This is a genomic window from Ohtaekwangia koreensis, assembly GCF_900167975.1.
In the GTDB taxonomy this organism is placed as follows: Bacteria; Bacteroidota; Bacteroidia; order Cytophagales; family Cyclobacteriaceae; genus Ohtaekwangia; species Ohtaekwangia koreensis.
Genome location: NZ_FUZU01000004.1, coordinates 686,115 through 698,128 on the forward strand (window position 1 = coordinate 686,115; position 12,014 = coordinate 698,128).

A 12,014-nucleotide genomic window follows, 5' to 3' on the forward strand; every position below is an offset into this window, starting at 1 on the left:
CGTTATGGAAGAAAACTCAGATGTGTTTAAGAAATTGTTCCAGTCTATACAGGCACATTATGGCTATGACTTTACGGATTACCATGAGGCTTCATTAAAACGCAGAAGCATATTGTTCATGGATAATCATAGGCTTAACTCACTTGACGAACTGGGGGCATTAATTTTGCGAGATGAATATCTCTGTGAGAAATTTATACAGTATATTTCCATTCCTGTCACAGAAATGTTTCGTGATCCTTTATTCTATTATAGCCTTCGCGAAAAAATAATACTGCGGCTCGCTACCTATACATCTATTAAAATATGGATTGCCGGATGCGCGACAGGGGAAGAAGCATATTCAGTTGCCATCTTATTAAAAGAAAAAGACTTGCTGGATCGCTCTATCATTTATGCAACGGACATTAACCAACAGTCTCTGCAAGTAGCACGCGAAGGAATTTATCCGTTGGGAAGCATGAAATTATATACCGGCAACTATTTGAAAGCTGGGGGCGAAAAGGCATTCTCCGAATATTATACAGCCAAGTATAATTATACCATACTTGATCAGTCCCTTAAGCACAATATTATTTTTGCCCCACACAATCTTGCGGTAGATCAACCATTCAATGAATTTCATTTTATCGTATGCCGCAATGTGTTGATCTATTTCAATCAGCAATTACAAAATAAAGTTATTAACTTGTTCTATGACAGTTTATGTTCCTCAGGATTCCTCGGCCTGGGCAGTAAAGAGTCGCTGCTCTTCACCGATAAAAACGAATGTTTCGAGGAAGTAGATCACAAAGAAAAACTATATAGAAAGACATAAACAACCGGATAGAAATGCATAGGACAGTTTACTAATTCCGTTTGCTATACATTAATATATTTATCATGGAGGCGCCTAAAATTAAAACAGCAACAATTCTTCTGGTGGACGACCGGCCGGAAAATATATTGGTATTGGAGGAGTTGTTGGCAAAAGAAGGACGAATCTTTTTCAAAGCCAGCAGTGGTAATGAAGCCCTCAAGATCGCGCTGCAACATGAAATTGACCTGGTCATTCTGGATGTACAAATGCCGGGCATGGATGGTTTTGAAGTCGCGAATGTATTAAAATCGAAGAAGCAGACTAAAGATATACCTATCATTTTCGCTTCCGCAGAAAAGAAAGGAAACAACTTCGTTATAAAAGGTCTCGAAGAAGGTGCTATTGATTATCTCTATAAACCGCTGGACCGCGCTGTGACACGCGCCAAAGTAGACGTATTGCTAACCTTGCAATTGCAGAAGAAAGAACTGATCGAAAAAAATTTCATCCTTGAAAAAACTGCGCTCTTAATTGATAACTGTGTTGATATCATCGGAATCATGGATGCCGATACATTTGAGTTTGAAGAAGTAAACCCTGCATTTACGGCTATACTTGGATACCAGCCTGAGGAGATCTATGGAACTTCATTGACAAGAATTGTCTCCGTAGAAGATCAGCAAAAATTGCAGCAACTTCGTACACATCACAATGAACGAATCTCGTTCGAGACAAAGTCCTATAGCAAGTCGCATGCACTGGTATGGTTGCAATGGAACATTGTGAATAAAAACAACAAGTGGTTCTTCAATGCCCGAAATATCACCGCTGTAAAGGAAGCAGAAAAAATAAGAAACTCCCTTGCGATTATCGTTAAGCAATCGCGCGATGCTACCTATATACACAACAGCCAGGGAGATATACTCTCATGGAATGAAGGAGCACAACAGCTGTATGGATATTCTGAAGCAGAAGCACTCACGATCAAATTATGGGACCTCGTTCCGCAGGACCATCAGCATGAAGCACAAGAGCTCATGCACTATGTATTGAACGGAGAAAAAATCGAGTCACGCGAAACAAAACGTATTACTAAATCAAAAGCTTTATTGGATGTACTTTTCTCTTCCGCACTGATCATCGATTCTGGCAGCGGCGAAAAATCAGTCGCTATAACTGAGCGCGATATCACCAATGAAAAAATAACTGGAGAACAAATAAGACAACTTACGATACGACTTCAGAACAACATCGTTCAGCTCGAAGCCGCCAACCAGGAGCTGGAATCATTTTCATATTCAGTGTCGCACGATTTACGCGCACCTCTTCGCGCTGTCAGCGGATATACCAACATTCTCGAAGAGAGCTATAGCAAAGACCTGGATGAAGAAGCGAAAACTGTTTTCAAGACTATCCAGAAGAATGTTAAAAAAATGGGACAGCTCATTGATGATCTTCTGGATTTTTCAAGGCTGGGGCGTAAAGAGGTGCCTAAACTATTTGTGAACACAGCACAGCTTGTTGAGCGCATTCTTACAGATATAAATCACAATACACCCCATAAAGCAACGATCACGGTACATCCGTTGCATCCTTCATACGGTGATCATGCCCTGTTAACACAGGTTTGGATTAACCTGATTTCAAACGCGATAAAGTATTCGGGCAAGGCGGCAGAGCCGTGTATAGAAATTGGTTCTACTCAAGGCGAAGACGAGACTATATTTTATGTGAAAGACAACGGTGCAGGTTTTGACATGCGCTATGTAGACAAACTCTTTGGTGTATTTCAGCGGCTTCACAGCGTACGCGAATTTGAAGGCACAGGTATAGGGCTGGCAATCATTAAACGCATTATCTCAAAACACGGAGGAAAGGTATGGGCAACAGGACAAGTAAATAAAGGTGCGGAATTTCATTTTTCGTTACCAACCAAAAATCCTGGTGCAGCCCATTGGCAATAAAAATTATTAAACAAACTGCTTCAAAAATTCCACAGCTTCGTTTTTGTCGGTAAATAAACGTGTTGGAGTTGTGGGTTTATTTAAGCCAAGATATATATTACCAATGATCTTTGACATGGGACTGTCTACCATAACAGCAACGCCTTTGGTATACGAAGAGCCTTCTTTGGCTAAATAGTTACGTGCATCTTTATCTGCACTTTTCATGCCGCGTATATCACAATATACCGGATAGTTAATCTCGCGTTGAAATTTTATTCTGTCCGCAACAATTTGCTTGGCAGCTTCAAGGTTTACAACACTATTCGCTTTATAAACAAAATATACTACGCCACCTTCAATCCAAAAGCTGGCGTGCTCATTCTCAAATCTTGATTTATCCATTGTATTCGATACTCACTATAAATTTAAAACATTTACGCGATTTTCAGTCATTCATAGCAAGTATATATGCCGGTAATATTAAATGTCGTTAAAATGGCATACATATCCGACAAGACATGGATAAGAAATCAACTATAACATTATCTTTATAATAGTCACTTACCACCAACATTATGGCCAAATTCAAGCACAATAATTTTCTCGATACCGTTGATGAAGTTTTTACAGATGCGATGAAGAGTGGCGTACTTCATCTATACTCCGAAGACAGTCATTTTACAGGTAGACGCATTCGTATTGGCGAACGCGATTTGTTTCACTTCGGAACTACAGGCTATCTCGGCCTGGAACAAGACCCACGACTAAAACATGCAGCCATTGAAGCGATTGAAAAATATGGGACTCAATTCCCATTATCGAAATCATACGTTTCGTTTGTTTTGTACCGTGCACTGGAAGAGAGGCTCTTCAAAATGTATGGCAACCCTATCGTTGTTACTAAAAATAGCACCTTGGGACATATTGGCGTTATCCCATGCGTTGTGCGTGATGAAGATGCAGTGATCATAGACCACCAGGCACATTGGAGTATGCATAACGCATGTCAACTTTTGAAACCGCGTGGTATACCCGTAGAATTACTTCGCCACAGCAACCTGGAGATGCTGGAGGAAAAGATCAAGGAACTGAGCACTCGTTGCAGTAAAATATGGTACCTGGCCGATGGTATATATTCTATGTATGGCGATTGCGCACCTATACCGGAACTGATGCAACTCTATAATAAATATCCACAACTATATCTATACTTTGATGATGTCCATGGTATGAGCTGGGTTGGTAAACATGGAACCGGATATGTGATGGACCAACTCGGAACATTGCCCGAACGCGTACTACTCTTTGGTACACTAAGCAAATCGTTTGGTGCAAGTGGCGCTGTTTTAGTTTGCTCTGATATGGAAATGCACAGAAAAGTAAAAACGTTTGGCGGACCTCTGACGTTCTCTGCACAGCTTGAACCGGCATCCGTAGCGGCTGCATGTGCATCCGCAGACATACATCTGTCTGATGAGATCTATACCATGCAGCGGGAGTTATCTGAAAATATAAATTATTTCAATGATCTGCTAAGTAAAACAGATCTTCCTCTAATAGAGCGTAACAACTGCCCCGTATTTTATATAGGTACGGGGATGCCGGTTACAGGGTATAACTTTGTAAACCGTTTAATGGATGAAGGATTTTTTGTTAACCTTGGAATTTATCCTGGCGTGCCAGTGAAGAATACAGGGGTGCGGCTTACTATTTCCCGACACAATCAACGTGAAGAAATGAAAGCGCTGGTGGAAGCTATGGTACATCATTACCCAAGAGCATTAGAGGAGACAGGAACAACGCTCACCAAAGTGAGGAAAGCATTCCGTCTTCCTGTCCATGAGTTAGCGAAAGATATAGTCCCTGTAAAGGAAGATCTTGCACTACAGCATGAAACATCTATACATGCGCTGGATAAATATAGCTGGAATGAATGGATGGGCAAGCATAGCGTATTCGATTGGGACGGATTAGCTTTTCTAGAAGAAACATTCAATGCAAATGAACGTGACGAACACAATTGGTCGTTCCATTATTTTATAATTCGTGATCAGCAATCTAACGTTATCCTGGCAACATTTTTCTGTAAAGCATTATGGAAAGATGATATGCTGGCACCTGCAGCTGTTTCCAAACAATTGGAGGATAAGCGAAAGCAAGATCCATATCACCTCACTTCATCCGTATTGGGGATGGGCTCGTTATTTACCGAAGGCGAGCACTGCTATATAGATCGATCACACGCATTGATGAATGATGCGCTTCGTTTATTATTAGACCGTGTTGAAGCGCTGGATGAAGAACTTCATACTTCAATGATCGCGTTACGTGATTTCACACAAGATGATACATTGAATGAGTTTTTCCATAATCAGGGTTTCATTAAAGTAAATATGCCTGAATCATGTATCATTGAAAACCTGGATTGGAATACAGAGGAAGAATACCTGGCTTCGCTATCGGCTCGTTCTCGCAAACACTTTCGCAGTGATATTCAACCGTTCGAAATATACTTTGACATCGAACACAAACAAGAAGTGAACGACACTGAAATTGATCAGTTCCATAGATTATATGAAAATGTACGTTCGCGGAATTTTGATCTTAACACATTTTCATTTCCAAGAAAGCTGTTTGCTAACATGTCACAAAATCCGCAATGGGAATTTATAGTAGCATACTTGAAAAAAGAATACGACCCTCGTAAAGAACGTATACCAGTTGCTGTAATGTTCTGCTATAAAAATATGGGTAATACCTATGTTCCATCTTTTATAGGTATGGATTATGATTACCTGCAACAGTACCAGGTATACAGGCAGATGCTGTACCAAACTATAAAGCGTGCCCATCAACTTAATTTCAAAAAAATAGATTTTGGAATGACTGCTGCCTTCGAAAAGAAGAAAGTTGGAGCGACTATAATTCCAAAAGTGGCGTATGTGCAGCCGAAAGATAACTTCACACTTGAGCTGATTGGTGGCATCCAGAATCATACGATTCACGCCTGATCATCTTCGTTTAAGGGTTGGTATATTGTAGAGATTTTTACTTACCTGCTTTGCAGCAGGGGAAAGTATTACTCTATAATATTCCTTCGCCTTTATAAATCAGATTTCGCCTAGCATTAAACTCTTTATGTGATGCTTACTTTACACACGGTATAAATTTTACGATGCGACTATATCAAAATAGTATACATCGGCTAATATGAAAAAAAGCGCTCTCTTTATTGTTTCCGCCCTCGTGTTGGTGGCTATTGTATTGTTTATTTTTCAGCATCAACGAAAAGAAATCACGGAAGAAAAAATAAATAAAGAGCAAGTTGTATCTCCTGATTCCACCGACGAGCTCTGGTATAAGAAAAGCATCATCTATACCTTGGATGTAGAGGTGTTTAAAGATAGTGACCATGATGGCACTTGTGATTTTAAAGGATTGATTTCGCGGTTGGGATATATAGATTCATTGGGCGCTGATGCTATATGGCTATCACCTTTTCAACCCACTCCCAATAAAGATGATGGTTACGATGTAAGTGATTACTACCAGGTAGATAAACGCCTTGGTACACTGGACGACTTTACTGCTTTCATGCAGCGGGCTAAAGCTCTTAAAATGAAAGTGATTATGGACCTTGTAGTCAATCATACTTCAGATCAACATCCGTGGTTCAAGGAAGCAAGGAGTAATAAAAATTCACCTTACCGTCCGTGGTATGTATGGAGTAAAGAGCTGCCTGAAAATTATAATGTCGGCATGGTGTTTCCCGGTGTCCAAAAAACAATCTGGAGTTACGATAGTGTTGCCAACGAATTCTATTACCATCGATTTTATTCTTTTCAACCTGATCTGAATTCTCAATATAAACCGGTTCGAAAAGAAATAAAGAAGATCATTAAGTTCTGGATGGATCGTGGTATAAATGGATTCCGGTTAGATGGTGTACCCTTCTTCATTGAGATTCCGCAGAAGACAGGTGAAAAATTCGAGCATCAATACGAAATGCTTACAGACATGCGACACTATGTTAACAGCCTTGACAAAGACGCTATTATACTTGGTGAAGCAAATGTACTTCCGGATGAGAATAAAGATTTCTTCGGAGAGCATGGTGATGGTATGCACATGATGTTTAATTTTTTTGTCAATCAACATTTATTTTATGCACTCGCTACAGGTAAAACTGATCCGTTGATAAATGCTTTGGAGCGTACGAAAGAAATTCCGAAGAATGCAGAATGGGGACAATTTCTTAGAAACCACGATGAGGTAGATCTCGGCAGACTAAGTGAAAAAGAAAGAGAAGAAGTATATAAGAAGTTTGGTCCTGAAAAGAATATGCAGCTATATGATAGAGGTATACGCAGGCGGCTTGCACCAATGATGAACAATAATAAAAAGCAGTTGCAGCTTGCCTATAGCGTTTTGTTTTCACTCCCGAGTACTCCCGTGATGCGGTATGGTGACGAACTAGGAATGGGCGATGATCTCCGTTTGAAAGAACGATTGTCTGTGCGTACACCGATGCAATGGAACAATACCAAGAACGCTGGCTTCACCAACAATGATAAGCCTGTACTACCCGTAATCAATACCGGTGCGTTCAGGTATGCGAATATAAATGTGAGTGATGAGCAAGCAGATTCAAGCTCATTTTTAAACTGGACGGTAAAGATGGTGAAGCTTCGTAAGAAGTGTCCGGAGATATCTTTCGGACAGTGGGATATACTGGATACTGGATCAGAAGGTATACTCGCGATTCACTATCAATGGAATAATCAGCATGTAATTACCCTCCACAATTTCACTGAACAAAAACAAGAGGTCACGATTCGTGATAAAAGTCTTGACAATAAAACCCTGCGTGATATGATCACCGCTGAATATATACAGCACTCCAGGGATCGTCAAACTGTTTCTTTGGAAGGATATGGATATAAATGGTTTCGGGTGCAGTAATTAAGGCCCTGCATCATCGGCAGTAGAAGAGAAATAAAAAAGCTTCGAAATTTTTCGGATTTCGAAGCTTTGGCACAAAATTGTGCGGAGAGACAGGGATTCGAACCCTGGATACCCTTTGGAGGTATACACACTTTCCAGGCGTGCTCCTTAAACCACTCGGACATCTCTCCTTTTAAGGGGCACAAAGAAATTAAGAATTTAGTCCGTTTGCAAATTATGCTGTTAATTCTCCTGCTAAAGATAATCCAACCAACTCTTTTGCCCGTGTTGTTCCGTATTCCCCCAGCAACAACATGAGTTTGGTTAAGGCTGCTTCCGTGGTCATGTCTGCACCGGGAATGACTCCGATCTGTTGCAGCTTCCGGCTGGTTTCATAGCGTCCTTGCAGTACTCGTCCACCCGGGCACTGAGACACATTCACGATAATAATGTCGCGTTCAATTGCCTTTTTCAATTCTTCAATAAGCCATGGAAGAGTCGGTGCGTTACCGGAGCCATACGTTTCAAGTACTACAGCGCGCAGGCCTGCTGTATTGAGAATCGCCTGCACAACGGGCTGGCTAATGCCCGGAAAAAGTTTCAGGATGGAAATGTTCGTATCAAATTTAGCGCGAAGGTTCAATGCGTTTTTCCTGGAAGGCACATTGATCACTGAAAAGTTATAGTCAATTTTTACACCTGCCTTGGCGAGTGGCGGATAATTACCGGAATCAAATGCATCGAACCGAAGGCTCTCTACTTTCTTCGAACGATTGCCTCGAAGCAATTCATAGTCAAAGTAAATACATACCTCCGGTACCAACGGAATATCATCTTTACGTGCTGAAGCTATATCCAGAGACGTGATGAGGTTTTCACGCGCATCGGAGCGTGGCTCACTGATTGGAAGTTGTGCACCTGTAAAGATCACAGGCTTGCTTAAACCTTCCAGCATAAAGCTCATCGCAGAGGCAGTATACGCCATCGTATCCGTTCCGTGCAACACTACAAAGCCATCGTTCTCATCGTAGTATTCATGAATGATCTTACCAATCAATTGCCAATGCTCAGGCTTGATGTTGGAAGAATCAATTGGATTCTCGAATGATACTACTGTGATTTCAAGCAACAGATTTTTTAAAGAGGGCAAGTGCTCAACAATAGAAGCAAAGTCAAACGGAATAAGTACGCCATCCTTATCATACGTCATCCCAAATGTTCCTCCGGTATAGATGATCAGGATGCGCGACCGGGCTTTTCCCGGAAGGGCGGTGTTGATACTTATTTTTTTAAAATTCATGGGCGAGATGGTATATATAGTTTGGTTGTTTCAAATGTATAGCAATGCTATGTAAATAATTTTATAGCATTCGTTGTGGTAATAGACCGGACGTCATCAATGGATGCTTTTTTTATAGCAGCAAGTTTATGAGCGATCAATGGGATATAGGAAGGTTCATTGCGCTTACCGCGATGTGGTACCGGTGCCAGGTATGGACTATCGGTTTCGAGTACAATATGCTCGAGTAAAATTTCAGGAAGGACTTTATCCAAGCCTCCATTCTTAAAGGTAACGACACCGCCTATACCGAGTAAAAATCCAAGTTTGATAATGCGATCTGCCTGGTCTGCATTACCCGAGAAGCAATGAAAAATTCCACGCAGTTTCCCATCGGATATTTTTTCAACCAATGCAATGGTCTCGTCAATACTTTCACGACAGTGGATAACAACGGGAAGGTTATACTTCATCGCCCACTTCATCTGTATGGTGAACGCTTCCTGTTGCTGTTCCCAAAATGTTTTATCCCAATGAAGATCCGTTCCGATCTCTCCTACTGCGGCAAACTTTCGCTTCGATAACCATTCTTCCACGCGGTATAATTCGCGTTCAAAATCTTTTTTCACATAACATGGATGCAAGCCCATCATGGCTACACAAACTCCGGCAGACCGACTCTCGAGTTCAAGCATATCATCGATGGAGGTATGATCGATGTTGGGCATATAAATTTTGCGCACACCTTGTCGTTCACTTTCTGCCAGCATATCGATACGATCGGCTGCAAAATCGTTCAGGTATATGTGTGCGTGGGTATCAATAAAATAATCCATTCCTCGGGCTACTGTAAGCTTGCTTGATGTAAACTTCAAAAATAAAGAAATGGAAGTATCAATGTTGATAAAAACGGGAACAATACAGAAGATATATTATTGGAAGGCGAAAGGGCTTGTGTGAATTAGTAGTATAGAACAGCAAATCCCGGATTCTGATTCAGGATATTGATCAGCAATCCGGGACTAAAAGATCAAGAACGCTTCTGACCTATAACCAAAACAACAATTCCGGCAACGATCAGAATACCTCCGGTAACTGGCGACCAGTATATCGGTGTCTTCTCTTCTTTGTTGATTTCAATCGGTCCTACATCTACTACTTCTTTTTTAGTAATGATGTTAAAGCCTGTAAATACAGTCATCAGGATACCGAGGGCCAACACAATAATTCCTACGGTTTTCATAGCGTTTAGTTAATGTTATAGTAACCATGCCATTCCGGCATTTGCTATACCCAAGGAAAAAAAGTGCCTGCCAGAATTGTCTTTAAACAAAGCTTGAAAAGCCTATTCAATCCGGAAGTGGGTAGTGACTTCTACGTTTTAGATATCAATGTGATAAACGTCTTTTTCGTTACGCTGAATATTCTTAACAAAGAAACCTCCCGGCTGTGGGATCTCCTCGATAAGATCAAAATGCGTACATGATTTTGGTAACGCAGAAAATATCAGTAAAAAGTTATAAGTGGTGTTGTCTGGAATCAAAGTCCATAAAGGAGCAAAAGATATATTTTCGACATGGACTAAATCTGATCTTGAATTCGAGGAGCGATCGATCAGATAAGTCGTTCTCCATATTCTGATGAGCATGTCTTTTGAATCGTTCTCAAAGTAACAATGAACGTAAACAAAGGAATCTTCGAGAAATTCAGGAGCGATGGAGGACAGTACATCTGTATCAACTTTCGGTTTTGTTTCCGGAAGTACCTTCGGCAACGTCTTTGAAAAATGAATTGCTGGTATTTCAAGTATAGCGCTCATGCAGCAGCAACGAATCGGGGTTCAGATTAAACAAAAATTATCCAGAGAAAGCCTGTCAGCAATTTAATATGGACAGGATTATAAACAAAGTCACGCCTTGCAAAAGCACCTTTCCTGCAATTAAAATCAATAAAATAAAGGCTACTCTTTTTCCTTTTTTGTCTTGGCCTTTTGTCCGGAGAGAGCCCGCATTTTAGACTTCTCAACAATCTCGAATGCACGCTTTATACGACTGTCTATATTCTTCACGGAAGTGATATAGTATACCAGGCTTCGCTGATATCCTTGCGTAAATGTATTCCAGATTTCAGCGGCTTCAGCATCCTGAGCAAGTACAGCCTCAAGCTCTTCTGGTATAACCAATTTATTGGGATCCGTCAACCTAAATATAACCTGAACGCGATCGCCCTCTTTCAATTTTGCTGCCCTCCGAAGTATACTGCCCACCACCAGGTAACGGCTTCTGTCTTTTTTATACTGTATCGCCAATGCGAATGGAGTACCATTCATAGTGCCTTCTGTTCGGATCCGTCCTTTGGGAAGTTTTTCGAGTATAGCTTCCGGTACAAAAATTACGGTTGACTTCAATGTACCACGTATTACTTCCAAAGGTGCTGTAAATCTGAAACTTTTCTCTTCCATACAGTATACAATTACAAACCGGTTGGTAAAGATAATTTAAATCAGGGAGCCATCCAGTATATAGCAATGTTGCTGATAATGTATAACTTGCAGGCGCATTTTTAGTAAAAGCATTGGCATGAACAAATTAGTAATCGGAAGCTTTAAAGAGTTTGAACAATATGTTGGTAAAGAGCTTGGTACATCCGAGTATCTGCGGATCACACAAGATCAGATCAACAAATTTGCTGACGCTACACTGGATCATCAATGGATCCATACCGACCCCGAGCGTGCCGCGGTAGAAAGTCCCTTTAAGAAAACGATAGCACATGGATATCTCGCGTTATCTGTTATACCCTATTTATGGGAACAGATCGCAGAGATCAACAATATAAAAATGCTGATCAACTACGGCATTGAAAAACTAAAGTTCAATCAGCCTGTTATGGTAGAGGATGAAGTACGGCTAAAGGTAACACTGGAATCACTCACTGATCTGCGTGGTATATCCAAAGCTCAACTTCTCGCAGAACTCGAAATCAAAGACAATAAGAAACCTGCTTTTATAGCAAGCATTATTTTCCTGTATCATTTTAAATAACC

11 protein-coding genes and 1 tRNA gene are annotated in these 12,014 nt (G+C 40.7%); 5 read left to right on the plus strand and 7 right to left on the minus strand.

The window, feature by feature from the left end; all coding sequences use genetic code 11:
• Positions 1 to 4: 4 nt before the first annotated feature.
• Complete coding sequence (locus B5Y40_RS26175; protein ID WP_079689812.1) at positions 5 to 817, plus strand: CheR family methyltransferase; 813 nt, start codon at positions 5 to 7, stop codon at positions 815 to 817.
• 65 nt (positions 818 to 882) lie between these two features.
• Positions 883 to 2,763, plus strand: coding sequence for a PAS domain S-box protein (locus B5Y40_RS26180; protein WP_079689813.1), 1,881 nt, complete (start codon positions 883 to 885; stop codon positions 2,761 to 2,763).
• 6 nt (positions 2,764 to 2,769) lie between these two features.
• Here B5Y40_RS26180 and B5Y40_RS26185 read toward each other — a convergent pair whose 3' ends face one another.
• Positions 2,770 to 3,147 carry a DUF7793 family protein gene (locus B5Y40_RS26185; protein WP_079689814.1) on the minus strand — a complete coding sequence of 126 codons (378 nt, stop codon included), beginning with the start codon at positions 3,145 to 3,147 and terminating at the stop codon, positions 2,770 to 2,772.
• 173 nt (positions 3,148 to 3,320) lie between these two features.
• Between B5Y40_RS26185 and B5Y40_RS26190 the strand changes: the two genes are divergently transcribed.
• Positions 3,321 to 5,756, plus strand: a complete 2,436-nt coding sequence (locus tag B5Y40_RS26190) for an aminotransferase class I/II-fold pyridoxal phosphate-dependent enzyme (RefSeq protein ID WP_079689815.1) — start codon at positions 3,321 to 3,323, stop codon at positions 5,754 to 5,756.
• A 199-nt stretch (positions 5,757 to 5,955) separates the two neighbouring features.
• Positions 5,956 to 7,707, plus strand: coding sequence for an alpha-amylase family protein (locus B5Y40_RS26195; RefSeq protein ID WP_079689816.1), 1,752 nt, complete (start codon positions 5,956 to 5,958; stop codon positions 7,705 to 7,707).
• An 85-nt stretch (positions 7,708 to 7,792) separates the two neighbouring features.
• Here the strand turns inward: B5Y40_RS26195 and B5Y40_RS26200 are convergent.
• From B5Y40_RS26200 to B5Y40_RS26225, 6 genes are all read right to left on the minus strand, one after another.
• Positions 7,793 to 7,880: transfer RNA gene (locus B5Y40_RS26200), tRNA-Ser, on the minus strand.
• Positions 7,881 to 7,924: 44 nt separating this feature from the next.
• Positions 7,925 to 8,989 carry an asparaginase gene (locus B5Y40_RS26205; protein ID WP_079689817.1) on the minus strand — a complete coding sequence of 355 codons (1,065 nt, stop codon included), beginning with the start codon at positions 8,987 to 8,989 and terminating at the stop codon, positions 7,925 to 7,927.
• Between the two features lie 47 nt (positions 8,990 to 9,036).
• Positions 9,037 to 9,804, minus strand: coding sequence for a TatD family hydrolase (locus tag B5Y40_RS26210; protein WP_079689818.1), 768 nt, complete (start codon positions 9,802 to 9,804; stop codon positions 9,037 to 9,039).
• Positions 9,805 to 9,998: 194 nt separating this feature from the next.
• Positions 9,999 to 10,211 carry a hypothetical protein gene (locus B5Y40_RS26215; RefSeq protein WP_079689819.1) on the minus strand — a complete coding sequence of 71 codons (213 nt, stop codon included), beginning with the start codon at positions 10,209 to 10,211 and terminating at the stop codon, positions 9,999 to 10,001.
• Between the two features lie 138 nt (positions 10,212 to 10,349).
• A complete protein-coding gene (locus tag B5Y40_RS26220; protein WP_079689820.1) occupies positions 10,350 to 10,787 on the minus strand; it encodes a hypothetical protein in 438 nt (145 codons plus the stop codon).
• A gap of 141 nt (positions 10,788 to 10,928) precedes the next feature.
• The gene (locus B5Y40_RS26225; RefSeq protein WP_079689821.1) at positions 10,929 to 11,429 is read right to left on the minus strand and encodes a YdeI/OmpD-associated family protein; all 501 of its coding nucleotides are present in this window, start codon (positions 11,427 to 11,429) and stop codon (positions 10,929 to 10,931) included.
• Positions 11,430 to 11,547: 118 nt separating this feature from the next.
• Here B5Y40_RS26225 and B5Y40_RS26230 point away from each other — a divergent pair, with 118 nt between their 5' ends.
• Positions 11,548 to 12,012 (plus strand): MaoC family dehydratase, encoded by a 465-nt coding sequence (locus tag B5Y40_RS26230; protein ID WP_079689822.1) that lies wholly within the window; start codon positions 11,548 to 11,550, stop codon positions 12,010 to 12,012.
• Positions 12,013 to 12,014: the final 2 nt, after the last annotated feature.

Bases quoted from the DNA above. Each gene is read 5' to 3' on its own strand.
- B5Y40_RS26210 (WP_079689818.1), bottom strand. From the start codon at position 9,804: ATGGATTATTTTATTGATACCCACGCACACATATACCTGAACGATTTT.
- B5Y40_RS26205 (WP_079689817.1), bottom strand. From the start codon at position 8,989: ATGAATTTTAAAAAAATAAGTATCAACACCGCCCTTCCGGGAAAAGCC.
- B5Y40_RS26190 (WP_079689815.1), top strand. From the start codon at position 3,321: ATGGCCAAATTCAAGCACAATAATTTTCTCGATACCGTTGATGAAGTT.
- B5Y40_RS26230 (WP_079689822.1), top strand. From the start codon at position 11,548: ATGAACAAATTAGTAATCGGAAGCTTTAAAGAGTTTGAACAATATGTT.
- B5Y40_RS26185 (WP_079689814.1), bottom strand. From the start codon at position 3,147: ATGGATAAATCAAGATTTGAGAATGAGCACGCCAGCTTTTGGATTGAA.
- B5Y40_RS26220 (WP_079689820.1), bottom strand. From the start codon at position 10,787: ATGAGCGCTATACTTGAAATACCAGCAATTCATTTTTCAAAGACGTTG.
- B5Y40_RS26215 (WP_079689819.1), bottom strand. From the start codon at position 10,211: ATGAAAACCGTAGGAATTATTGTGTTGGCCCTCGGTATCCTGATGACT.
- B5Y40_RS26195 (WP_079689816.1), top strand. From the start codon at position 5,956: ATGAAAAAAAGCGCTCTCTTTATTGTTTCCGCCCTCGTGTTGGTGGCT.
- B5Y40_RS26180 (WP_079689813.1), top strand. From the start codon at position 883: ATGGAGGCGCCTAAAATTAAAACAGCAACAATTCTTCTGGTGGACGAC.
- B5Y40_RS26175 (WP_079689812.1), top strand. From the start codon at position 5: ATGGAAGAAAACTCAGATGTGTTTAAGAAATTGTTCCAGTCTATACAG.
- B5Y40_RS26225 (WP_079689821.1), bottom strand. From the start codon at position 11,429: ATGGAAGAGAAAAGTTTCAGATTTACAGCACCTTTGGAAGTAATACGT.